Consider the following 23,686-nt stretch of genomic DNA (forward strand, 5'->3'; position numbering starts at 1 on the left):
TGATTCTTCCGTGTGTTCCGTGGGCACTCCTCCACTCCGACTTTCGTGTATTTCGTGTGTTTCGTGGTTAACAGATCCTCATGTCTAAAATCGCTCTGATCACCGGTGGCTCGCGCGGCATTGGTTTCGGCATCGCCGAAAAGCTCGCGGCCGAGAAATGGGACCTCGTCATCAATGGCGTGCGTCCCGAGGCCGACGTCGCCGAACCGCTCGCGCAACTTCGCGCCCGCGGCATTCGCGTCGCCTACGCGCAAGGCGACATCGCCAGCGCCGAAGGCCGCGCCGCCATCCTCAAAACGACGCGCGACTTCGTCGCCGCTCTCAACTCTCAACCCTCAACTCTCAACTTACTCATCAACAACGCCGGTGTCGCGCCGAAGGTCCGCGCCGACTTGCTCGAAACCTCCGAGGAAAGCTACGACCGCGTCCTCGATACCAATCTCAAGGGCGTCTTCTTCCTCACGCAGGCCGTCGCGCGCGACATGGTGGCGGCGAAGAAAGCGGATGCCTCCTTCTCCGGCACGATCGTGAACATCACTTCGATCTCCGCGACCGTGATCTCGATCAACCGCGGCGAATATTGCATCGCGAAGTCCGGCCTTTCGATGCTCTCGCAACTCTTCGCCACGCGGCTCGGCGCCGAAGGCATTCCCGTTTACGAAGTGCGGCCGGGCGTGGTCAAAACCGACATGACCGCGGGCGTGACGGAGAAATACGACAAGCTCATCGCCGACGGCCTCTGCGTGCAGCCGCGCTGGGGTTTGCCCGACGACGTCGGTCGCGCCGTCGCCGCCCTCGCGCGGGGCGACTTCCCGTATTCAACGGGCCAGGTCATCATGGTTGACGGCGGCCTCACGCTGCCGCGACTGTGATCGCGCGGAACACCCCACTTCATTCCTCACCGAGCCGCGCCTCCCGCGCGGCTTTTTCGTTTCTGTGACTTCCGTGCAAGCCGTGGACCAGCTTCTCCGCCTTCCCTTTCGTGTTTTTCGTGTTTTCGTGGTTCCATCCCGTCGCGACGTCCGTTTTCGCTGCCTCCAAACGTCAATCAACAGACGACCCGCTCCCTTTTCCGTTAATCAAACCCCAACCCTCAACCAAGGACCTCCCATGCCTCAATACGTCGACGGCTTCGTCATCCCCGTTCCCAAGAAAAATCTCAAAGCTTACCTCAAGATGGCGAAGGCCGCTTCGAAGGTTTGGAAGGATCACGGCGCACTCGAATACCGCGAGGCCGTCGGCGAGGACCTCAAGACCAAGTTCGGCCTTCCCTTCAACAAACTCGCCAAGACCAAGCCCACGGAAACCGTCGTCTTCTCGTGGATCGTCTACAAATCCCGCGCTCACCGCGACAAGGTGAACGCCAAGGTCATGAAGGACCCTCGCATCGCCGCGATGTGCGATCCGAAGGATTCGCCCTTCGACGCGGACCGCATGTCCTACGGCGGTTTCACCATCGAAGTCAGTGCCTGAGCGCGACGGCAGCCGCATCCGCCGCGGGCTGCCGTGGTCTTGAAAAATTGCTCCCGCGATGGCGCGCCGCGCGAAGGCCTTCGTCCCGCCCGCCCCCCAGGCAGGCACCTGCAGTATCGGACGCAGCTTTCGTCGCGGGCGCTTAAATCGCGGGAGGTAAATTGAAGCGCGAACCGGCGCCTTACTGCGGCGCCTTTTCGCTGTAGGTCCGCGCGAGCCAGGTTTTCGGCACCGGCACGATGCAGATGTTCATCGAGCGGTTGTCCTCCGACAGCATCGCCGACTGGATCTGGATGCGCGTGTTATCCGGGCTGAAGGTCGGATGCGGGTGATCCGCCGCGGTCGTCTTGTGACCGGTCGTGAGCATGATCATTTCGCCGGTGTGACGATCGATGAGGTAAAGGCTGCGCGAGAAATCGTCGCCCACTGCCCAGCGTCCGTCGCCGGAACCGTGGACGTGCCACAGCCCGCTGCCCGACGGCGTCTGCCCCGCGATCCGCATCTCGCGCCTGCGCAGGTTCACGATGCCGAGCCCGGTCGCATGCTCGCGCGTGCCGCCCCGGCCCCACTCGTCGTCCACACCGACCTTGCGGTGACCCATGATCGCAATCGCCACTTCATCCTTCGTGATCACCGCCTCGTGCGTGACCCAGTCGTATTCCGGCTCGACGTAGAGCGGGCGCAGCCCCGTGCCGTCGGAACGAACGGTCCACGTGCGTTGCGGCGATTTGCCGCCGGTTTCCCAGCAGAAAACGATTTCGCCCGGCACCCAGGGATTCGTCTGCACGTGACCGATCTGAAACGGCACCGCGACGATGAACTTCACCTCGCCGGTCTTCAGATTCATGCTCGCGAGCCCGGTCGGACCGGCGCCCATGTTGCGCGGACCGTAGTTGGCCTCGATCTTCGTGCCGGCGGGCAGGTGTTTCCCCGCCATCTCCTTGTTGCCGACGCGGAAATAAACGAACTCTTCCGTCGGATCGAGCGCCACATCGCCGACCGCACCATACTCGAGCGGCACCGTGCCGCACACGTGTTCGTATTCGCTCGCCGGTTTCATTTTTCCCGCGGCGCTGTCGGCGAACACCTTCGCCAGATCCACACGGACGATCTGCGACGGCTCGGTCGGCTTCTCCGGAGTGCCCGGCACCGCGGCCGCACCGGAAGCGTTCTCCAGAATCACCCGCGGCGTGCGCAGGAAATACAGGTTCATCGAATGGTCCGCGAGGCAGAGCATGCCGGTGTAGCCGTTTTCCGTCACCTGCACGATGTCGCCCGTCTCCTCGTTCACCGCCATCGCCTGGCCTTTCACGCGATTCGAGCGAAACACGAGCCACTTGCCGTCCGCCGTCCACTGGTGATGCGTCTGATAGATCTTGGAGTCGCCGGCCGGCGTGCTCGTCAGGAAGGTCAGCGGCGTGCCGGTCACCGGATCGATCACGACCTTTTTCTCCGAGGGAAAGCGCCGCCCGATCTGGGCTTGCGCGGAGGGAGCGGTGAAAGCCAGCGCGCCGAGAGCCAGCGCCGCCGTGAGCAAAGCAGTTCGTTTCATGAAAAGACAGGGGAGGGGACAACGATCGCAGCCAGGACGTCGCGCCACTGGTTGCCGTTGCGTTGAACTGACGCGCTCCGGCCCTCGCGGATGCATCGAAAACCTCAGCTGGGCCACGATGCCATGGCGGACAGTCAAACCGCTCTGCTGAAAGAGGCTTCCGTTTGCCCGGCCCGCCCGCGAGGCTCCGGTTTCGCATGGAACTGGCGCTCTGGCACTACCCGGTGCTCTTCCTCGTGGGTCTGGTGGCCGGCACCGTCGACGCCGTGGCCGGCGGCGGCGGGCTGATCACCGTGCCCGCGCTGCTCAATCTCGGCCTGCCCGTCCCGCTCGCGCTCGGCACCAACAAGTTTCAATCCAGCTTCGGCAGCGTCTCGGCTTCCGCGCACTTCCTCCGCCATGGCGCAGTCAACCTGCGCGAATGCCGTATCGGAATTCTCGCGACACTCGCCGGTGCCCTGTTCGGCGCCTTCACGGTGCAGCAGATCGATCCGGGCATCCTGCGCGACCTCGTGCCGTGGTTGCTCGCGGGGATTCTCGTTTACACGCTGTTCCGCCCGCGGATCGGCACCGAGGACCATCCGCCGAAACTCCCCGCGTCGCTGTTCTTCATCGCGTTCGGCCTCGGCCTCGGCTTCTACGACGGCTTCTTCGGTCCCGGCACCGGCTCGTTCTGGGCGATCGCGCTCGTCCTGCTCCTCGGCCAGAACTTCACCCGCGCCACCGCGTTCACGAAAATCATGAACGCCACGAGCAACGTCGCCGCGCTCGCCCTCTTCGCCGCCGCCGGTCTCGTGCACCTCGGAGCCGGCCTCGCGATGGCCGCCGGCCAGCTTCTCGGCGGCCGGCTCGGCGCCCATCTGGTCATGACCCGCGGCGCCCGCTTCATCCGTCCCCTCTTCCTTACCATGGTCACCCTCACCCTCGCCCGCCTCCTCTGGACCAACCACACCCGCTGACCCTCACGCCTCTAGCCTCTCGCCTCTCGCCTCTCACCTCTAGCCTCTCACCTCTAGCCTCTCACCTCTAGCCTCTCACCTCTAGCCTCTAGCCTACACCTTCTTCAGCTTCCACTTCCCGCGCCGGAAAAGCACCGCCGCCCAGAGCGCGAAAAACGAAAACGACACCGGCACCGCGATGAACACGCCCAGCGGTCCGAGTCCCGCCGGATGCGCCAGCACCCACGCGAGCGGCACCTGCCCGAGCCAGAAGCAGAAGAAGTTCAGTTTCGTCGGCGTGCCTGTATCCCCCGCGCCATTGAACGCCCCTTCGAAACACATCCCCGCCGCATAGAGCGGAAACGCGAGGCTCACGACCCACAGCGCCCGCGCCCCGAAGGCGTGCACGTCCGGCTCAGTCGTGAACAAGCTCACGATCGGCCCGGCCAGCACGACGAACACGAGTCCCACCGCCCCGAGAAACATCATGTTGAAGCGCGTCGCGATCCGCACCGCCCGCTCGGCGCGGTCCGGTTTTTCCGCGCCGAGATTCTGCCCGACGAGCGTCGCGCCGGCATTCGCCAGTCCCCACGACGGCATCAACGCAAAAATCACCACGCGAATCGCGATCGTGTAACCGGCCAGGGCCGCGCTGCCGAACACCGACAGGATCTTGAACAATCCCACCCAGCTCGTCGTCGCGATCAGCAGCTGCCCGATGCCGTTCCACGCCGGCCGCAGGATCGTCGCGATCGTCTCGCGATCCGGCGCGAAATGCCGCGCCCGCACGTGCACGCGCCCGCGACCCATAAGGTGCCAGAGCTGATACAGCACGCCGATGCCGCGGCCGATATTCGTGGCCACCGCCGCGCCCGCCACGCCCATTTCCGGAAACGGTCCCCAGCCGAAGATGAAGCACGGATCGAGCACGATGTTCAGCGCATTCGCGATCCACAGCGTGCGCATCGCCAGCACTGCATCGCCGGCACCGCGAAACACCGCGTTGATCAGAAAGATCAGGAAAACCGTGACGTTTCCGCCCAGCATGATCCGGGTGTAGTTGCCGCCGATCGCCACCGTCGCCGCATCCGCCCCCATCAACCGCAGTATCTCCGGCGCGAATACACCCAGCACCGCTCCGATCGTCAGCGCCACGGCCGCGCCCAGCATCACCACCTGTCCCGCCGCCTGCGCCGCCTGCTCCGGCGCCTTCTCGCCGATGCGCCGCGCCACCACCGCGGTCGCCGCGATCGAGAGTCCGATCGCCACCGCATAAATCAGCGACATCACCGATTCCGTGAGGCCCACGACCGCCACCGCCTCCTGGCCCAGCCGTGAAACCCAGAAGACGTCGACCACCGTGAACAACGACTCCATCACCATCTCCAGCACCATCGGCACTGCGAGCAGGAGCACCGCGCGATTCAGCGGCGCCGTCGTGTAATCGTGTTGTTCGCCCTTGAACGCCTGCCACACCGCCCGCGCCAGCGAGGGGGTTTCGAGCGTGACGGGCGGTGCGGGAACGGCGTCGGGAGAAGACATCGGCGGGAAAGAGGGCTTGATGACTACGACGTTCGAACCTCCGCGGAGTCGACCGCCGTCCAAAAGAATTTAAAAATTTCGCGCGCCCACCGGTAGTTCGCCTCAAACCGGATACGCCGCCCGGAATTTCCCCGATGATTTCATCGAGGAAGCCGTCTGTGCGGCCGCGTCGTTAGTTTGCCGCCAACACGAGGGCGGTCACCGCAGCTGCCAAACTCACGCCCGCGACGATCATCATCGCATTCGCGCGCCGCCGCAGCGCCTCCGCCTGCTCCGCTTGCACGCGCAGCTGCTCCGCGAGCGCCTGCAACTGCTGCGCGACGCCCGCCAGCACTTCGCCCGCGCGCAAGGTTTCCTGCTCCAGTTTCCCGAAACGCTCGTCGAGCTTCGCGTTCGTGCTCGAGGCGCGCAGGTCCACGACGAGCCGGCCGGCTTGCGCCGCCAGCGGCGCGAGAGCGCGAAGAATGGACATGATTTGCATGGCTTTCGAAAGGCGAAGGGGCGGATCCGCAGAGACCTTCCCGTGCGTTTTTTGTTACCGACCGACCACCTCGCCGGCCGGAGAATTTGTGCAGCCCGCGGCTCCGGTCAAACTGATCGCATGTCCGACACCCGCCAACACCGCGGGGCCCATCCCGAAGACGCGGAGCAGTTTTCCGCATCGCACCGCCCCGCGCTGGAGGCGGCGAGCGCCGATCTTTGCTGGCTGCTCGATCGCGGCTACGCGCTGCGCTCGTCGCTCTCGTTGACCGGCGACCGTCACGGACTCACGCAAAGGCAGCGGCTCGCCGTCGCGCGCTGCGCCTGCTCCGCTGCCCAACGCGCGCGGCGCCTCGCGCACCAACTCGAACCTTCCGAACTCGCCGGCCGCGAACTGTGGATCGACGGCTACAATTTGCTCATCACGCTCGAAGCCGCCTTGGGCGGCGGCGTGCTGCTCCAGGGACGCGACGATTGCGTGCGCGACATGGCCAGCCTGCACGGCACCTACCGCGAGGTCGCCGAAACGCGTGCCGCCGCCGGGTTCGTCGGTCTCGCCACCGCCCGCTGGGGCGTCGCCGCCTGTCACTGGTTGCTCGACCGCCCCGTGGGCAACAGCGGACGACTCAAGACGCTGCTCTCCACCCTCGCCGCCGAACATCAATGGCCCTGGGACGTTCGCCTCGAATTCAGTCCCGACAAAATTCTGCGCGAAACGCCGGACCCGATCGCCACGACCGACAGCGTTGTCCTCGACCACTGCGGCGCGTGGTGCAATGTTGCGCGCGAAATCCTCCGCGATCTCCACCCCCCGCCCGCCCTCCTCGTGCTCGACGGTTCTTCTCTCCAAAAAACGTAAGCCCATGCCCCGACTTCGCCCGCTCCTCGCGTTCGCCTTCGTGTTGCTCTCGAACTCCAGCCCCGCCGCCGCTCCGGCCTCCCCGCGCTACGAGGCGAACTGGGCCTCGCTCGACCAACGGCCCACGCCCGCCTGGTTCCTCGACGCCAAGTTCGGCGTGTTCATCCACTGGGGTGTCTACTCCGTTCCCGCCTGGGCGGAAGTCGGTCAATACGCCGAATGGTATTGGCAGCGTATCCAAACTTCAAAGTCAGAGGGTGCGCCGTTCCGCGAGTTTCACCGGCGCAACTACGGCGAGGATTTCGACTATCGCGACTTCGCGCCGCGCTTCACGGCCGAGTTGTTCGACCCCGCGCAATGGGCCGACCTCTTCGCGCGCGCGGGCGTCCGCTACGTCGTGCCCACCTCGAAACACCACGACGGCTTCGCGCTCTGGCCCAGCGCCGAAGCCTCCCGCACCTGGGGCCGGCCGTGGAACGCCGCCGAAATCGGACCGCGCCGCGATCTCCTCCGCGAGCTCGCCGACGCCTCGCGCGCCCGCGGACTCAAGTTCGGTTTCTATTATTCGCTCTACGAATGGTTCAACCCGCTCTGGACCGCCGACCGCGCCCGCTACGTCACGGAACACATGATCCCGCAGTTCAAGGACGTCGTCACGCGCTACGAACCGGCGATCATCTTCAGCGACGGCGAATGGGATCTGCCGTCCCGCGACTGGCACAGCGAGGAACTGCTCGCGTGGCTGTTCAACGACAGCCCTGCCCGTGCCGAGGTCGTCGTCAACGACCGTTGGGGCAGCGAGACCCGCCACCGCCACGGCGGGTATTGGACCACCGAATACGCCGCCGGCCTCCAGGACGACTCGCACGCGTGGGAGGAAAGCCGCGGCATGGCGTTTTCCTACGGTCTCAACCGCGCCGAGCGCGCCACCGATTACAAATCCTCGCGCGAGCTCATCCTCGTGCTGATCGACCTCGTCAGCCGCGGCGGCAATTTCCTCCTCGATATCGGCCCCGCCGCCGACGGCACCATCCCGCCGCTCATGGAGCAGCGTCTCCTCGACATCGGCGCCTGGCTGCAGATCAACGGCGAAGCCATCTACGGCACGCGCTTCGCCGGTCGCTCGTGCCAATGGACCGACGGCCAGCGTCCCGAGCAGGCCTACGGCGAATACAAGGTGAACTACAACCTGCTCGACCAGGTCGGCCAGCAACCGAAGGACGGTCGCGCGGTGAAACAGGTTTTCTTCACTCAAAAACCCGACGCGCTCTACGCGATCGCCGCCGGCTGGCCCGGTCGCGAGCTCGTGCTGCGCGGTATCGATTGTCCGCCGAATCCCGTCGTTACGATGCTTGGCCTCGACGAACCGCTCGCCGCGCGGGTCGACGGCACCACGCTCACGATCACGGTCCCCGCGCTCGCCCCCGGCGAGACGCCCTGCGACCACGCCTACAGCTTCAAGATCCCCGGCGCGTCCGTTCGACCCGAGTCCCGCTAGCTCGCCCGCAACTCGCCCAGACACCGCCTGCGCCAGCCGCTCATTCCCGCACCGCGCCACGCCGCCTCCGCCCCGCTGCTTTCGCGCGCCCCCCCGGCCCATCCCGCCTAAAGCCGCCCCGCGGTCACGCGCCGCGCTCCCAGCAGAGTGTCATATAATGTATGACACTCTGCCGGGGCTCGCGCCGCAGAGGAGCGGGACCGGTGTCAGTCTGAACGCGTTCGATTCCACGTCCGCGTGACGACCGGGCGCGGCCGCGTTCAGCCGCGGAGCGGGAGGCTCAGCACGAGGTCGTGATACGTGTGTTCTCCGACCCGAAAATCGCGCGCGCCCACCACCACGTAGCCGAGCCGTTCGTAAAACGCGATCGCGCGCTTGTTCTCCGCATATACGCCCAGCAGCAGGCGCTTCATCCCGAGATCCTGCGCGTGCGTCCGCGCTTTTTCCATCAGCCGCGCGCCGACGCCTTCACGTTGAAACCGGTGCAGCAGGTAGACGCGTTTCACTTCGAGATCCGACGGCCCGACGTCCGGCAGCGGCAGGTCGGGCGTCGTCAGCACCAGATAACCCACCGGACAGCGAGCCACCTCGGCAATCCAGATGCTCGTGCGCGGATCGCTCAGCCACGCGCGATAGTTTTCCACCGAATGTTGCTTCGTGCAATGCGCCACGACGTCGCCGCCGTCGAGCACGCCGGCAAACGCCTCGAGAAACGACGCCTGGCCTACAAGCGACAACGCGCCCTCGTCGCCCGGCACGCACCGCCTGATCGCCATCGTTCGTTCGTCCAGCCTCGCCACGCCCGCGACCCTCGCATGCCGGGCCGGGTTGCGCCAGCCGATTGAATCCGGACGTTGCAACCCATCGACGAACTCCCCGCGCGCTCTCCAATGTTCGAAAATCGCTCGCGTTGCGCGAGAGGTCGTGCCCAACACGTTGCCGTCATGTCTCCGTCCGCCCGTGCCGCCGCCTTTCTGCTGCCCATCATTTATTTGGGCTATATCAGTTTGGGCTTACCGGACGGCACGTTGGGCGTCGCGTGGCCGCGGATGCACCAGTCGCTGCAACTGCCCATCGGGCTCGCGGGCGTGCTGCTGCTGCTCGTGACGCTGCTGGCTGCGATCTCGGGCTTCAACAGCGGCCGCATCATCGCGCGCTTCAGGACCGGCCCGGTCGTCCTCGTCAGTTGCGTGCTTACCGGCTCTGCCCTCCTCGGCCTCGGCCTGGCCACCAATCTCTTCTGGCTCGTGGTCGCGGCGCTGCCGCTCGGCTTCGGCGCCGGCGCCGTTGACGCGGGGCTCAACGGCTACGTGGCACGCCACTACAGCGGCCGGCACATGAACTGGTTGCATGCCTGCTGGGGTATCGGCGCCACCTGCGGACCTCTGATCATGGCGCGCGCGCTCGATTCCTCGGGCGGCTGGCGCGGCGGCTACATGTTGCTCGGCAGCGTTCAGCTTTCGCTCGCCGGTCTTTTTTTGCTCACGCTCCGGCTCTGGAACGCGGTCCCCGAGCGGAAGATCGCCGCATCTGTCGAGCATCAGACCGGCCCCGCGCCCACCACCGTCGCCAACTCGCCCGCCGGCTGGTTGTCCGCCGCCATCCTCGCCATCTACGTGGCCATCGAGGGCACCACCGGATTGTGGGCAAGTTCGATCCTCGTCGAGTCCCGCGGCGTCGCCGCCCCGATCGCTGGCCTCTGCGGCGCCGCCTATTACGGCGCGATCACGGTAGGGCGCATCAGCAGCGGCTTCGTGGTGGACCGCTGGGGCAACCGCCGGCTCGTGACCGGCGGCGCTCTCACGGCGATCGTCGGCGCACTGCTCTTCGCCTTCGCGCCGTCGACGCCGGTCGCGGCGGTCGCCCTGGTGATCACCGGCCTCGGCTTTGCGCCGGTCTATCCGGGTTTGATGCACGAGGTGCCGCGACGTTTCGCTCCCGAATCCGTGCAGACCGTCATCGGCCGCCAGTCCGGCGCCGCCTATATCGGCGGCGCCTTCCTCCCGGCCGCCGCCGGCTCGCTGGCGGCGTTTTCGCTCGAGGCGATCTGCGGCCTCATTGCCGCGGGTGCCGTCCTGCTGTTTGCCACCATCCGCCGCCTCGACCGGATCACCTGAAACCCCCACGGGGATCTCCCGTCGGCCCCGGACCCAACGCCGTTTTATGATTGATCCCAATCATATCCGGGCGAAGCTGTCCCTCCCCCCGCGCCGGCGTCCGTCGGCGCTCCGTTTCCTTTTCCACCATGCCCTCCTACCAATTCGTCAATTACCTGTGGGATGACGCCAAGGCCGCGTCGCTCGATCCGGTCGCGCGTCTCGTTTACCGTTCCAACCTCCTCGGCAGCGACCAGCGCATCACCAACACCGGCGGCGGCAACACGTCGTCGAAGATCTCCGAGAAGGACCCGCTCACCGGCCAGCCGGTCGAGGTCCTCTGGGTCAAGGGCTCCGGCGGCGATCTCCGCACGAGCACGCGCGAGAATTTCTCGTCGCTCTACCAGCAGAAGCTGCTCGACCTCCAAAAGCTTTACGCCGCGCGCGCCGACAAGGGCCTGAAGTCCGCCGCCGAGGACGACATGGTCGGCATGTATACGCACGCGACCTTCAATCTCAATCCGCGGGCGTCCTCCATCGACACGCCGCTGCACTCCTTCCTGCCGGGCAAGCATGTCGACCACATGCACCCGAACGCGATCATCGCCATCGCCGCCTCGAAGCATTGCGAGAAGCTCACGCAGGAAATCTTCGGCGGCGCGATGGCCTACGTTCCGTGGATGCGCCCGGGTTTCGAGCTCGGCCTCGCCATGCAGAAGATCGCGCGCGAAAACCCCAAGATCCGCGCCATCATGATGGGCCAGCACGGCTTCATCTCGTGGGCCGACGACGACAAGCAGTGCTACACCGACACGCTCAATTTCATCGAGAAGGCCGCGGCGTATATTGAAAACAAATACGCGGCCAAGGGTGGCGACGCCGCCGCGTTCGGCGGACAAAAATACCAGACGCTCGACGAGGCGAAGCGCCGCGCCACGTTCGCCGCCATCCTGCCGTGGCTCCGCGGCCAGGTTTCGAAACAGAAGCGCTTCATCGGCACCGTGCAGGACGACGCGAAGATCCTGCGCTTCGTGAACTCGAAGGACGCCGCGCGGCTCGCGGAACTCGGCACCTCCTGCCCCGACCACTTCCTGCGCACGAAGATCAAGCCGCTCTACGTCGACTGGAATCCGCAGTCGGAAGACGTCGCCGCGCTGAGGGCCAAGCTCACCGCCGGCCTCGAGCAATACCGCAAGGACTACGCGGCCTATTACACGGCGTGCAAACACGCCAACTCGCCCGCGATGCGCGATCCCAATCCGACCGTCGTGCTCATCCCCGGCCTCGGCATGATCGCGTGGGGCAAGGACAAGTCCGAGTCGCGCGTCACCGCCGAGTTCTACAACTGCGCCGTCGAGGTCATGCGCGGCGCCGAGGCGATCGACGAATACATCTCGCTGCCGCAGCAGGAGGCGTTCGACATCGAGTATTGGCTGCTCGAGGAGGCGAAGCTCAAGCGCATGCCCGCCGAGAAGGAACTCGCCCGCCAGGTCGTCGTCGTGATCGGCGCCGGCTCCGGCATCGGTAAGGAAACCGCCCACCGCCTCGTCAAGGAAGGCGCCCACATCGTGTGCGTTGATCTGATCGAGGGCGCTGCGCAGGCGACCGCCAAGGAAATCACCGACAAATACGGCGTCGGCATCGGCGTCGCCGGAACAGGTTTGTCCAACTGCGGCCCCGCCCTCGGCCTCGCCGCCAACATCACCGACCGCAGTTCGATCCGCGCGATGCTCGACAACGTCGCGCTCGCCTACGGCGGCTTCGACTCCATCTGCGTCACCGCCGGCATCTTCGTGCCGAGCGACACCACCGGCCACATCCCCGACGAAAAATGGGCGACCACGTTCGCCATCAACGTCACCGGCAGCTATCTCGTCGGCGACGAAGCCGCGAAGACGTGGCGCGAACAGGGCCTGCGCGGCAATCTCGTCCTCACCACGTCCGCCAACGCCGCCGTCGCGAAGAAGGGCTCGCTCGCCTACGACACCTCGAAGGCCGCCGCCAATCACCTCGTGCGCGAGCTCGCGATCGAGCTCTCCCCGCTCGTGCGCGTCAACGGCGTCGCCCCCGCGACCGTCGTGCAGGGTTCGGCGATGTTCCCGCGCGACCGCGTCATCGGCTCGCTCGCGAAATACAACATCCCCTACACCGACGACGAGGCGACCGAGTCGCTCGTGAAGAAGCTCGCGCAGTTCTACGCGGACCGCACGTTGACGAAGGCGCCGATCACGCCCGCCGATCAGGCCGAGGCGTATTTCCTCCTCGTCAGCCAGCGTCTCAGCAAGACCACGGGCCAGATCATCACGGTCGACGGCGGTCTCCACGAGGCGTTTCTCCGGTAAACGCCTTCGACAAAATTCGACCCGGGCGGCGCCCCCCGCCGCCCTCTCAGCCGCGACCGACCGTCGCGGCTTTTTTGTTTCAGAATTCGCGAAACGTGACCCCGGATTTCGCCGGATTGTCACTGTCCGCGAGCGCATTCGCGTGCATTCGCGACGCTCACCCGTAAGTTCATCCGCATGGACGCAAGCTGGCTACATCCCCGCGACGAACTCGTCGCCACCATGCAACGGATCTACCGCTACCGGATGACGACCACCTCGGGCGGCAACCTGTCGATCCTCGATCCCGACGGCAGCATCTGGATCACGCCTTCGCGCGTCGACAAGGGCGCGCTCACGCCCGGCGACATCGTCCGCGTCCGCCCCGACGACCGCCGCGAGGGCGCGCACCCGCCGTCGTCCGAGTTTCCGTTTCACCGCGAGATCTACCGCCGCCGCCCCGACCTGCGCGCGATCGTCCACGCGCACCCCGGCGCGCTCGTCGCCTTTTCCATCTGTCGCAAAATTCCCGATACGCGCGTCCAGTCGCACGTCCACGCCGTTTGCGGCCGCGTCGCCCTCGCGCCTTACGCGTGCCCGGGCACGCAGGCGCTCGGCGACAAAATCGCCGAGACCTTCGCCGCCGGCGCCGACTGCGTGCTGCTGGAGAACCACGGCGTCGTGATCGGCGGACGCGATTTGCGCGAGGCGTTCCAGCGTTTCGAGACGCTGGAGTTCGCCGCCCAGACGCTCATCCGCGCCGCCACGCTCGGCCCGATCAAGGTGCTGCCGACCGACGCCCTCGCCGTCGACACGATGCCGGTCTACCGCGACCTGCCGCTGCAGCTCCCGAGCAACGACGAAAAAGACCTGCGCGGCCAGATCTGCCGTTTCCTCCACCGCGCCTATCAGCAACGCCTGCTCATCAGCACCGCGGGCGCATTTTCCGCGCGTTTGTCCGGCGAGGATTTTTTGATAACCCCGCGCCGCCGCGACCGGCTCGAAGTCCGCCCCCCCGGCATCGTGCGCGTCCGCTGGGACTCCTGCTCCTCCGGCCAGCAGCCGAGCCGCGCCGCGCGGTTGCACGCCGAGATCTACGCGCGCCATCCCGGCATCGGCGCGATCATCAACGCCCAGCCCGCGCACGCCTCGGCGTTCTGCATGACCGACGCGCCGCTGAGCACGCACACGATCCCGGAGAGCTATGTCGTGCTCAATAACGCGCCCAAGCTGCCGTTCCTGCGCATCGTCGAGGACGCCGCGCAGATCGCGACGCAGCTCTCGCCGACGCACTGCCCCGTGGTGCTGATCGAAAACGAAGGCGCCGTCGTCGTCGGCCGCACGCTGCTCGAAGCCTTCGACCGGCTCGAAGTTCTCGAAGCGACCGCCGAGGCGTTGCTGCTCGCGCGCCCGCTCGGCCCGATCGTGCCGATGCCCGCCGCGTCGATCGACGAACTCCGCGCCGCGTTCAACATTCCGTAGCAGGAGTCAGCCCGCGCACCATCGTAGGGCGGGTCTTTGACCCGCCTTCGATTACAGGGGAGCGCGAAAAAGGCGGGTCAAAGACCCGTCCTACTTTGGGTCCGCCTCGGCCACACACTGCTTTTTCGTCCGGCGGCCCGCCGCCATTTCATGATTGAATCCCGCCATATCGGCCGCGCATCGTCGCGGCCGCATGCGCGTGCCCCTGCACATCGTCGAGCAGCGTCGCGAGAAACTCCGCCAGCTCATCCGCACCGACGGCTTCCTGCCGATCGCCGAGATCTGCCGTCGGCTTGACGTTTCCGAAGCGACCGCGCGCCGCGATCTCGCGTCCATCGCCGCGCACGGCCACATCACGCGCACGCGCGGCGGGGCCCTGGCGGACTACAACACCACCTTCGCCTCGCTCGGTGAGCGCGCGCACCGCGCCCGCACGGCCAAGTCTCGCATCGCCGCCGTCGCGCTCACGCAGCTGCCGCGCAAGGGCGTGATCTTCCTCGACGCCGGCACCACTGTTCAGGCGCTGGCCCGCCTGCTCCTCACCCGGCGCAGCTTCTCCGAACTGATCGTCGTCACCAACAGCCTGCCGATCGCCAGCGTGCTCGGCGGCACGATGGGCCTCGAACTCCATGTGCTCGGCGGGATGTTTCTGCACCGGCAGGCTGTCCTGCTCGGGACGGAATCGATTCGCGCCCTCGGAGCGTGGAAGTTCGACGCCGCGTTCCTGGGCGGCGAGGGCATGGACGCAAAGGGTATCACGAACTCGCACGCGAAAATCGCCGCCTTTCAGCAGGCCGTCGTGCGCCACGCCGCCAAAGCCTATTTCTGCCTCGACGCGACCAAGCTCGGACGCGCCACGCCGCACCGCGTCGTCGGCTGGGACCAGCCCATCACGCTGATCACCGACGCCCCGCCCGCCGCGCTCGCCCAAGCCGCGATTCCCCTCCCGCTCACGCACTACCTCCCCGCCCGCTAGCCGCTCTGGGCTCTCAGCTCTGGGCTCTCAGCTCTGGGCTCTAGGCTATTTATATGATCACTCCCGATCATATAATGCGCAGTTTCCGACAAAATCCGCCGAGTCGGTTGCGCCCGATTTTGGCATGCTCGCCGGGCGATGTCGCCCGCACCCGCCACCCCTCACCGTGCAGAGATCGAGCACGTCGTGCGCCGGCTGCTTTATCAACGGCTCGGACAACCGCTCCCGCGGTCGGTCCGCGCGCCGCGCCCGCTCGTGGTCAACGCCAGTGCGCGTCACTGTCATCTCACGCCGCAGGCCGTCGAAACGCTTTTCGGCCGCGGTCACCAGCTGACGCCGAAGAAGTGGCTGTATCAGGAAGGCCAGTTCGCCGCCGAGGAAGCCGTGACGCTCATCGGCCCGCGCAGTCGCGTCATCTCGAATCTCCGCATCCTCGGGCCGTGCCGCGATCTTAACCAGGTCGAGCTCGCGTTCACCGACGCCATCTCGCTCGGCTTCGACATCCCCGTCCGTCAGTCCGGCCAGATCAAGGGCACGCCCGGTTGCATGCTGATGGGCCCGGCGGGTTTTCTCGAGTTGCCCGAAGGGGTGATCCGCGCCGCGCCGCACGTGCACATGCATCCCGATGACGCCGCGTTCTACGGCGTGAAACCGGGTGAGTTCATCCGCCTCCGCGTGAGCGGCACGTGCGCGATCACGTTCGACCGACTCCTCGTGCGCGTGTCGCCCGACTTCAAACTCGAGGTGCACATCGACACCGACGAGGCCAACGCCTGCCAGCTCGGCCCCGACACGATCTGCGAGCTCCTCCGCTAACGTCCGACCTCCGCCGCGCTCCCGCGCCCTCCTCTCAACTCTCAGCACTCGACTCTCAACTCGTAACTAGCAACTCAGCCAAACCCCACTCCTCATGAGCGAATCACTCGGCATGGTAGAAACCAAAGGCTACGTCGGCTCCGTCGAAGCCAGCGATGCCATGGTCAAAGCGGCGGGCGTCACGCTCGCCCGTCAGGTCCAGATCGGCGGCGGTCTCGTGACCGTAATCGTCCGCGGCGACGTCGGCAGCGTGAAGGCCGCCGTCGAAGCCGGCTCCGAAGCCGCCAAACGCGTCGGCGAACTCGTCTGCGCCCACGTCATCGCGCGGCCGCACGCCGAACTGCTGAAGCAGTTCAATCTCAGCTGACCGGCTCCCAACCCTCATCCCTCAACTCTCAACTTTTCGCCCCATGGCTCAAGAAGCTCTCGGCATGATTGAAACCAAAGGCCTCTGCGCACTCGTCGAGGCCTCCGACGCCGCCCTCAAGGCGGCCAACGTCACGATGACCGGCTACGAGGCCGTCGGCTCCGGCCACGTCGCGGCTTTTTTCCGCGGCGATGTCGCTTCGCTGAAAGCCGCCGTCGATGCCGGCGCCGAAGCCGCCAAGCGCGTCGGCGAGGTCATCGCCCTCCAGGTCATTCCGCGTCCACACGACGACCTCGCCAATCTCGGCAAATGGCTCGCCTGACCAAGTAGGCCGGTTGTCACCACCGTCCTGACTGGACCCCGCCACCCGCCTCGCCCTCGCACCACCGCCGTATCTCTGCCGTGAAACTCCTCGTCGCGAACCTCGGCTCCACCTCCTTCAAATACCGCCTCTTCTCGATCGAAGGGGCGCAGGCGGAGCTGCTCGCGCGCGGCGGCAGCGAACGGGTGACGGATCACGGTGCGGCGATCGATCGCGCGCTCACCGAGCTCGCCGAGGGCGGCCACGTGCGCCGCGCGGCAGACCTCGACGGCGTCGGTTTCAAAACCGTCTTCGCCGGAGATCTCACGGGTTGCGTGCTCGCCGACGAAGCCGTCGAGCAGGCGCTCCGCGACACGGCCGACCTCGCGCCGGCGCACAACCCGCCCTACGCCGAAGGCCTGCGGCTGTTCCGCGAACGCCTGCCGGACGTCCCGCGCGTCGCGCTGTTCGAGACCGCGTTTTATCAATGGGTGCCGGACTACGCGCGGCGTTATGCCATTCCGGATACATGGCACCGCGCCGGCATCCGCCGCTACGGCTTCCACGGCGCGAGTCACAAATACGTCGCGGAGCGCTCCGCCGAACTGCTCGGCCGCAACGACGTCGCCGACATTGTGCGCGGGCTCTACCTCCACGGTCCCCGCGTCGTTCCCGGCGATCCGCTCCGCGTCATCTCCTGCCATCTCGGCGGCTCGAGTTCCGTCACCGCGATCGTCGATGGCGTCGCCGTCGCGAGCAGCATGGGTCTCAGCCCGCAATCCGGCCTGCCCCAGAACAATCGCGTCGGCGACCTCGATTCCGCCGCGCTGCCGTGCGCGATGCGTCGCCTGAATCTCTCCCTCGCCGAAGCCGAGCGCCAGCTCACGAAAGAGTCCGGCCTGCTCGGGCTTTCCGGCGTCGGCTCCGACCTCCGCGATATCAAGGCCGCCGCCGATCGCGGCGATGCCCGTGCGCAGCTCGCGATCGACACCTTCGTCCACTCGCTGCGCCACTGGATCGGCGCGTTCTGGTTCGAGCTCGGCGGGTGCGACGCCCTCGTCTTCACCGCCGGCATCGGCGAGAACAACGCCTGGATCCGCGAAGCCGCCTGCGCCGGACTCGGCGGGCTCGGCCTCTGGCTCGATCCCGAGATCAACGCCGACGCCGCCCCGGAAACCGATCTCGCCGCACCCGACTCGAGCACGCGCGTGCTCGTGATTCCCGCCAACGAGGAACTCGTCGTCGCCCGCGAAGCCGCACGCCTCCTCTCCGCCCGCACCGCCTCTCTTCGGTAGCGGAAAGCGTAAGCTTTTCGCGCTCCCTCCGCCCGCCTTTCGTCCGCCCCTCTCTCTCAACCCTCAACTCCCAACCAACATGGCTCAACCCGCCCTCGGTCTCCTCGAAACCCGCGGTCTCACGGCGCTCGTCGCCGGCACCGACGCGATGCTCAAATCCGCCAACGTCACGCTCGTCGGCCCGATGAAACAAGTCGGCAACGCGCTCGTCACCGCCGTCATCGCCGGCGACGTCGCCGCGGTCAAAGCCGCCACCGAATCCGGTGCCGCCGCCGCCCGCCAATACGGCGAAGTCGTCAGCGTACAGGTCATCGCCCGCCCGCACGACGATGTCGCTGCCGTCCTCCCCAAACTCGCCGCCGCGAAAAAATAATCCGCGCCGCCTCCCGGGGCTTTAGCGCGTCCTCTCGCCTCGAGCCTCAAGCCTCTCGCCTCAAATCCATGTTCCTCGCCCGTGTCATCGGCTCCGTGGTTTCGACCAAGAAGGACGAAACCATGCGCGGCCGGAAACTACTACTCCTCCGCCCGATGTTGGTCGACGAGTCCGATCCGGCGAAACTGCGTCCAGGCGCGAACACCATCGTGGCGGTCGACGCCCTCGGGGCCGGCACCGGCGACCTCGTGCTCTTCTGTCAGGGCAGTTCCGCGCGCCAGACCACCGGCATGAAAACGCTTCCGATCGACGCCGCCGTCGTCGGCCACGTCGACACCGTCGAAGTCCTCGGCAAGCGCCTGGTGTAAACCGTCGTAGCGAGCATCGAGCAACGAGTCGCGACATTCCCAATCACGCCGCGTCCCCGATCTACTCGCTCCCCGCTACCACTACTCGCTCCTCTTCCGATGTCCTCCCTCACCCTCGACGAATCTGTCGTCCGTTCCGTCGTCGAAGAAGTTCTCCGCAACTTCACGCGCCCGGGCGTCACCCTCGCCTCCGGCAGCGCCCCGGCCGTGGTGCGCGCCACCGGCCCGCGCCTCGGCGTGTTTCCCGACGCCCCGTCCGCCGTCGCCGCCGCCCAGGCCGCGTATCGACAACTCTGCGACAAAGGCGTCGCCGCCCGCGCGAAGGTCGTCGAGATCGTCAAGACGCTCTGCTCCGACAAAGCCGTCGAATGGGGCCAGTTCGAGTTCGCCGAAACCAAGATCGGCCGGCTCGACCACAAGATCGAGAAGCTCCAGATCGTGAAACTCGTGCCCGGCGTCGAGTGGCTCCACCCCGACGCCCGCAGCGGCGACCACGGCATCACCCTCGAGGAATACACGCCCTACGGCGTCGTCGCGGCCATCCTCCCGATGACGCACTCGATCCCCACGCTCGCAGGCAACGTCATCAACATCGTCGCCGCCGGCAACGCCGTCGTTTTCAACCCGCACCCCGGCGGCGCCCGCTCCGCCGCGCTCGCCGTCCGCGCCTTCAACGAAGCCATCCAGGCCGCCACCGGCATCGAGAATCTCGTCTGCACCGTCGAGCAGCCCTCGCTCGATTCCTTCAACGCCCTCTGCCAGGCGCCGGAAGTCCGTGTGCTCTGCGTCACCGGCGGCCCGGCCGTCGTCGCCGCCGCGATGAAATCCGGCAAGCGCGCCATCTGTGCCGGCCCCGGCAACCCGCCGGTGCTCGTCGACGGCACCCGCGACCTCGACGCCGCCGCGCGCGACATCATCCACGGCGCCGCCTACGACAACAATCTCCTCTGCATCGGCGAAAAGGAGGTCTTCGTCCTCGACGCCGTCGCCGACGCCTTTCTCGCCGCGCTCGCCCGCCGCGGCGCGCGCCAGCTCAACGGCGCGCAACTCGACAAGCTCACCGCCGCCGCCTTCACCACCAAGGCCGACGCCGGGGGCTGCTCGCACCCCGTGCTCAACCGCGCACTCGTCGGCGTCGACGCCGCCGTGCTCGCCCGCCACGCCGGCACGGAGGTCTCCGCCGACACGCCGCTGCTGTTCGCCGAGACCGACGCGTCACACGCGTTCGTCGTCGAGGAGCAGATGATGCCGATGCTTCCGATCGTGCGCGTGAAATCCGTCGAGGAAGGCGTGCAAGCCGCGCTCCGCGCCGAACACGGCTACAAGCACTCCGCCATCATCCACTCGCTCAATGTCGATCACATGACGCTCATGGCGCGCGCGCTCGACACGACGATCTTCATCAAGAACGGCGCCTGCGTCGCCGGCCTCGGGCTCGGCGGCGAGGGTTACCTCTCCTACTCGATCGCGACCACCACCGGCGAGGGCATCACCACGCCGCGCACGTTCACGCGCACGCGCCGCTGCGTGATGGTCGACAACCTCAAGATCTACTGAGCCGCCCGCTTTTCACCGTGAAAACGAAATCCCCGAAACCCGCGCCCACTCCGCAGCAACTCGGCGCCGCGCTGAAATCGGCGGCGACGCTTTGGGACGAGATCGTCGCCACCTTTTCGCAGGCTTATGCGCCGCTCGAGGTGGAGTGGAAGGCGGCGAAGACGGATTTCGGGGCGTTCTGCCGGCTGAAACATCACCGCCGCACGCTGCTGTATCTTCTGCCCACGCCGCATTCGTTCGAAGTCGCCGTCGTGCTCGGCGAGAAAGCCGCCGCCGCCGCGGCGAAAAGCCCGCTGCCCTCCCGGCTCAAGCAGCTCGTCGCCGACGCGCGTCCCTACGTCGAAGGCCGCGGTATCCGTTTTCATCCGACATCATCCGACGTCGGCACGCTCCTTCAGCTCGTCGAGCTGAAGCTCGCGCCCCAAACCGCATGATCCTCGCGCGCATCGACGGCACCCTCGTGGCGAGCGCCTGCCATCCCAGCATGGCCGGCACGCGCACCGTCGTCTGCCAGCCGCTCGATGGTGACGGCCGCGATGAAGGTGCACCGGTGCTCGCCGTCGATCCGCTCGGCGCCGGACTCCACCAGCGCGTGATCCTGTCCACCGACGGCTCCGCCACCCGCGAGTTCGTCAAAGATCCGAAATCCCCGCTCCGCAACCTCATCATCGGCGTCGTCGATCCCGCGCCTTCGGCGCGGGAGTGAAAGTGAAAGGGAAAGTGAAAGTGTCCGCCTAGCTCCACTTGAAACCTCCACCTCCACTTCCACCACCACCCTCACTTTCACCGTCCCTTTCACTTTCCCTTTCACTTTCACTCCCATGCGCCTCGGCACCGTCATCGGTCGCGTCACCCTCACGCAGAAGGAGCCGGTTTACACCGGCGGCCGGCTGCTGATCGTGCAGCCGTGGACGCGCGCGCAGTTCGCCGGCGCGAAAGTGCCACCGCTGCCGAAGGGCTCGAGCGTGATCGTTTACGACGAACTCGGCGCCGGCCTCGGCAGCGCGATCGGTTTCACCGAAGGCGCCGAAGCCGCCCAGCCGTTTCCCGGCGACGCGCCCGTCGACGCCTACTGCGCGTGCATCGTCGACCAGCTCGCTTACACGCCGCCGCGCTGAACCCGTTCCAGTCTGCCAACCCTTCACTTTACCGACATGCCTCAAGTCCTCACCGCCCGCGAAGTCGAAACCCTGGTCCGCTCCGGTCAACCGGTGCCCGCCGACGCGCTGCTTACGCCGTCCGCGCGCGACTTCCTCGAAGACCAGAAACGCGCGAAGCCCGGCTCCGCCGCCCTCGTCGTGGCAAGCCCCGCGCCTGCGGCCGCCATCTCAAATCTCAAATCTGAAATCTCAAATCCCGCGGTCGCCGCGGTCCCGTCGATTCCCGATTACGAGTTCCGCTGGACGCCCGGCACCGATCCGAAAACGCCCGCCGAGATCGAGCGTTTCTTCCGCTCGCCCGCGATCGAGGAGCTGAAACGCCGCATGTGTGACATGGGACGCCGGCTCTGGTTGAAAGACTATACCGACGGCAACGGCGGCAACATCACCATCCGCGTCGGCGACAATCTCGCGCTCTGCACGCCCACGCTCATCTGCAAGGGCTTCATGACGCCCGAGGACATGTGCCTCGTCGATCTCGACGGCAACCAGCTCGCCGGCACGCGCGTCCGCACCAGCGAGGCCAAGACGCATTTCGGCATCATGAAACGCCAGCCGGCCGCCAAGGCCTGCGTGCACGCCCACCCGCCGCACGCCACCGCGTTCGCCATCTCCAACGCCACCATCCCGTCGCGCCTCATCCCCGAAGCCGAAGTCTTCCTCGGGAAAATCGGCCTCGCCAAATACGAGACCCCCGGCACCGCCGCCAACGCCGACGAGGTCGGCCGCGTGGGCGTCGATCACCAAGCCGTGCTGATGCAGAACCACGGCGTCATCTGCTGGGGCAAGGACGTCGAGGACGCCTACTGGAAGATGGAAAACATCGACGCGTATTGCCGCACCGTCGCGATCGCCGCCGGCCTCGGCAGCGGCCTCCACCGCTTCGGGCCCGACAAGCTCCGCGACCTGATCAACCTCCGCCAGAAACTCGGCATGCCCGACCCGCGCGCGAATCTGAAGGAATGCGAGCTCTGCGACGACAACAGCGAGTTTCGCCCCGGCGCCGTCTGCGCCTCGCCCGCCACCCCCGCGCCCGCCGAGCCAGCATCGAATCCCGAGCTCGAACCGCTCGTCCGCCAGATCACCAACGAAATCCTGAAGCAGCTCACCGCAACGAAGTAGCGAGCATCGAGTAGCGAGTAGCGAGTAGCGAGCATCACGGCCACCCAGTCACTACCGCCCATCCAGCTACTCGCTACCCGCTACTCACTACTCGCTACTTCCCATCCCATGAAAGTCACCATCATCGGCGGCGGCGGCCGCGTCGGATCCAACGCCGCTTTCGCGCTCCAGTGCGCCGGCATCGTATCCGAAATTCAACTGCTCGACGCCAACGCCGAGCTCGCCGCCGGCGAGGCGCTCGATCTCGTCCACGGCGCGTCTTCCATCGCCGACCAGCGCATCTACGCCGGCGATTACACCCGCGCCGCCGACAGCGATGTCTTCCTCATCACCGCCGGCCTGCGGCGCAAACCCGACGAATCGCGGCTCGATCTCATCAACCGCAACATCGCGCTCTTCGACCAGATTCTTGCGTCGGTGAAAGCCGCCGGGTTTCGCAAGGACGCGCTCATCTTCGTCGTCTCCAATCCGGTCGACATTCTCACGCAGCTCGCCGTCGTCCGCCTCGGCCTGCCATGGCAGCAGGTGTTCGGTCTCGGCACGATGCTCGACACCGCGCGTTTCCGTTCGCTGATCGCCGACTCGCTGCAGCTCGCGCCTACGCAAGTGAAGGCGCTGATCCTTGGCGAACACGGCGACACGATGGTGCCGATCTGGTCCAGCGCGACCGTGGGAGGCCTGCCGATCGAGAAGATGCCCGGCGCAACCGCGAGTTTTCAGCAGCAGGTGTTCGAGCGCACGAAAACCAGCGGCGCCGAAGTCATCCGCCGCAAGGGCGGCGCGGGTTGGGCCGTCGCCGTCACGATTGCTGAGGTCCTGCACGCCGTCGCGCTCGACCGGCGTCAGTTGCTACCCGTTTCCTCGCTGCAGCAGGGTAAATACGGCCTGCACGACGTCGCGCTTAGCGTCCCCTGCATCGTCGGTCGCCAAGGCGTTCTCGCGCAAGTGGAGGTGCCGCTCTGGCCGAAGGAACAGCAGTCGCTCCAAGCCAGCGCCCGCGCCCTCCGCGAGATCTGGACCAAAGTAAATCCGCGCTAGCCTCGCGCCCCTAACCGCGAAGCCCGCGAGCCACGCGTCCGCCCCACCCGCCAGCCTGCGAGCCAGCCCGCG

25 protein-coding genes are annotated in these 23,686 nt (G+C 66.7%); 21 read left to right on the top strand and 4 right to left on the bottom strand.

Annotation, left to right across the window (positions count from 1 at the left end; all coding sequences use genetic code 11):
- Positions 1-80 precede the first annotated feature (80 nt).
- Both AC6RV7_RS05495 and AC6RV7_RS05500 read left to right on the top strand, forming a co-directional pair.
- On the top strand, positions 81-872 hold the full coding sequence (locus tag AC6RV7_RS05495; protein WP_500092901.1) for a 3-ketoacyl-ACP reductase: 792 nt from the start codon (positions 81-83) through the stop codon (positions 870-872).
- A gap of 238 nt (positions 873-1,110) precedes the next feature.
- Positions 1,111-1,473: a DUF1428 domain-containing protein gene (locus tag AC6RV7_RS05500; protein ID WP_500092902.1), complete on the top strand. Its 363-nt coding sequence runs from the start codon at positions 1,111-1,113 to the stop codon at positions 1,471-1,473.
- Positions 1,474-1,654: 181 nt separating this feature from the next.
- Here the strand turns inward: AC6RV7_RS05500 and AC6RV7_RS05505 are convergent, their stop codons facing one another.
- The gene (locus tag AC6RV7_RS05505; RefSeq protein WP_500092903.1) at positions 1,655-3,025 is read right to left on the bottom strand and encodes a TolB family protein; all 1,371 of its coding nucleotides are present in this window, start codon (positions 3,023-3,025) and stop codon (positions 1,655-1,657) included.
- A 197-nt stretch (positions 3,026-3,222) separates the two neighbouring features.
- Here AC6RV7_RS05505 and AC6RV7_RS05510 point away from each other — a divergent pair, with 197 nt between their 5' ends.
- A complete protein-coding gene (locus AC6RV7_RS05510; protein ID WP_500092904.1) occupies positions 3,223-3,984 on the top strand; it encodes a TSUP family transporter in 762 nt (253 codons plus the stop codon).
- 93 nt (positions 3,985-4,077) lie between these two features.
- Here the strand turns inward: AC6RV7_RS05510 and AC6RV7_RS05515 are convergent, their stop codons facing one another.
- Together AC6RV7_RS05515 and AC6RV7_RS05520 are read right to left on the bottom strand one after the other, a co-directional pair.
- Positions 4,078-5,505, bottom strand: coding sequence for an MATE family efflux transporter (locus AC6RV7_RS05515; RefSeq protein WP_500092905.1), 1,428 nt, complete (start codon positions 5,503-5,505; stop codon positions 4,078-4,080).
- A gap of 172 nt (positions 5,506-5,677) precedes the next feature.
- Complete coding sequence (locus AC6RV7_RS05520) at positions 5,678-5,977, bottom strand: hypothetical protein (RefSeq protein WP_500092906.1); 300 nt, start codon at positions 5,975-5,977, stop codon at positions 5,678-5,680.
- 129 nt (positions 5,978-6,106) lie between these two features.
- On the opposite strand from AC6RV7_RS05520, the gene AC6RV7_RS05525 reads away from it, so the two are divergent.
- Both AC6RV7_RS05525 and AC6RV7_RS05530 read left to right on the top strand, forming a co-directional pair.
- The gene (locus AC6RV7_RS05525; protein WP_500092907.1) at positions 6,107-6,844 is read left to right on the top strand and encodes a DUF434 domain-containing protein; all 738 of its coding nucleotides are present in this window, start codon (positions 6,107-6,109) and stop codon (positions 6,842-6,844) included.
- A 4-nt stretch (positions 6,845-6,848) separates the two neighbouring features.
- Complete coding sequence (locus AC6RV7_RS05530) at positions 6,849-8,342, top strand: alpha-L-fucosidase (protein WP_500092908.1); 1,494 nt, start codon at positions 6,849-6,851, stop codon at positions 8,340-8,342.
- 260 nt (positions 8,343-8,602) lie between these two features.
- Here AC6RV7_RS05530 and AC6RV7_RS05535 read toward each other — a convergent pair whose 3' ends face one another.
- Positions 8,603-9,118: a GNAT family N-acetyltransferase gene (locus AC6RV7_RS05535; RefSeq protein ID WP_500092909.1), complete on the bottom strand. Its 516-nt coding sequence runs from the start codon at positions 9,116-9,118 to the stop codon at positions 8,603-8,605.
- 168 nt (positions 9,119-9,286) lie between these two features.
- Between AC6RV7_RS05535 and AC6RV7_RS05540 the strand changes: the two genes are divergently transcribed.
- From AC6RV7_RS05540 to AC6RV7_RS05615, 16 genes are all read left to right on the top strand, one after another.
- Positions 9,287-10,459, top strand: coding sequence for an MFS transporter (locus AC6RV7_RS05540; protein ID WP_500092910.1), 1,173 nt, complete (start codon positions 9,287-9,289; stop codon positions 10,457-10,459).
- A gap of 128 nt (positions 10,460-10,587) precedes the next feature.
- Positions 10,588-12,780, top strand: a complete 2,193-nt coding sequence (locus AC6RV7_RS05545; RefSeq protein WP_500092911.1) for a bifunctional rhamnulose-1-phosphate aldolase/short-chain dehydrogenase — start codon at positions 10,588-10,590, stop codon at positions 12,778-12,780.
- 177 nt (positions 12,781-12,957) lie between these two features.
- On the top strand, positions 12,958-14,241 hold the full coding sequence (locus tag AC6RV7_RS05550; protein WP_500092912.1) for a class II aldolase/adducin family protein: 1,284 nt from the start codon (positions 12,958-12,960) through the stop codon (positions 14,239-14,241).
- Between the two features lie 193 nt (positions 14,242-14,434).
- Positions 14,435-15,217, top strand: a complete 783-nt coding sequence (locus AC6RV7_RS05555) for a DeoR/GlpR family DNA-binding transcription regulator (RefSeq protein ID WP_500092913.1) — start codon at positions 14,435-14,437, stop codon at positions 15,215-15,217.
- A gap of 138 nt (positions 15,218-15,355) precedes the next feature.
- Positions 15,356-16,033 (top strand): PduL/EutD family phosphate acyltransferase, encoded by a 678-nt coding sequence (locus AC6RV7_RS05560; RefSeq protein WP_500092914.1) that lies wholly within the window; start codon positions 15,356-15,358, stop codon positions 16,031-16,033.
- Between the two features lie 94 nt (positions 16,034-16,127).
- The gene (locus AC6RV7_RS05565) at positions 16,128-16,400 is read left to right on the top strand and encodes a BMC domain-containing protein (RefSeq protein ID WP_500092915.1); all 273 of its coding nucleotides are present in this window, start codon (positions 16,128-16,130) and stop codon (positions 16,398-16,400) included.
- A 43-nt stretch (positions 16,401-16,443) separates the two neighbouring features.
- Entirely contained in the window at positions 16,444-16,722 is a 279-nt protein-coding gene (locus tag AC6RV7_RS05570; protein WP_500092916.1) for a BMC domain-containing protein, read from the top strand.
- 80 nt (positions 16,723-16,802) lie between these two features.
- Positions 16,803-17,996, top strand: coding sequence for an acetate/propionate family kinase (locus tag AC6RV7_RS05575; RefSeq protein WP_500092917.1), 1,194 nt, complete (start codon positions 16,803-16,805; stop codon positions 17,994-17,996).
- Between the two features lie 79 nt (positions 17,997-18,075).
- A complete protein-coding gene (locus AC6RV7_RS05580; RefSeq protein WP_500092918.1) occupies positions 18,076-18,369 on the top strand; it encodes a BMC domain-containing protein in 294 nt (97 codons plus the stop codon).
- Between the two features lie 68 nt (positions 18,370-18,437).
- On the top strand, positions 18,438-18,737 hold the full coding sequence (locus AC6RV7_RS05585; protein WP_500092919.1) for a EutN/CcmL family microcompartment protein: 300 nt from the start codon (positions 18,438-18,440) through the stop codon (positions 18,735-18,737).
- A 99-nt stretch (positions 18,738-18,836) separates the two neighbouring features.
- Positions 18,837-20,294 (top strand): aldehyde dehydrogenase, encoded by a 1,458-nt coding sequence (locus AC6RV7_RS05590; RefSeq protein ID WP_500092920.1) that lies wholly within the window; start codon positions 18,837-18,839, stop codon positions 20,292-20,294.
- Positions 20,295-20,311: 17 nt separating this feature from the next.
- Positions 20,312-20,728 (top strand): DUF3788 family protein, encoded by a 417-nt coding sequence (locus AC6RV7_RS05595; RefSeq protein ID WP_500092921.1) that lies wholly within the window; start codon positions 20,312-20,314, stop codon positions 20,726-20,728.
- Positions 20,725-21,000, top strand: a complete 276-nt coding sequence (locus AC6RV7_RS05600) for a EutN/CcmL family microcompartment protein (RefSeq protein ID WP_500092922.1) — start codon at positions 20,725-20,727, stop codon at positions 20,998-21,000. Before AC6RV7_RS05595 ends, AC6RV7_RS05600 begins: the two co-directional genes overlap by 4 nt.
- Positions 21,001-21,115: 115 nt before the next feature.
- A complete protein-coding gene (locus AC6RV7_RS05605) occupies positions 21,116-21,412 on the top strand; it encodes a EutN/CcmL family microcompartment protein (RefSeq protein WP_500092923.1) in 297 nt (98 codons plus the stop codon).
- Between the two features lie 36 nt (positions 21,413-21,448).
- On the top strand, positions 21,449-22,576 hold the full coding sequence (locus tag AC6RV7_RS05610; protein WP_500092924.1) for a class II aldolase/adducin family protein: 1,128 nt from the start codon (positions 21,449-21,451) through the stop codon (positions 22,574-22,576).
- A 108-nt stretch (positions 22,577-22,684) separates the two neighbouring features.
- On the top strand, positions 22,685-23,614 hold the full coding sequence (locus tag AC6RV7_RS05615; protein ID WP_500092925.1) for a lactate/malate dehydrogenase family protein: 930 nt from the start codon (positions 22,685-22,687) through the stop codon (positions 23,612-23,614).
- Positions 23,615-23,686: the final 72 nt, after the last annotated feature.

The organism is Opitutus sp. sgz309028, assembly GCF_059821195.1.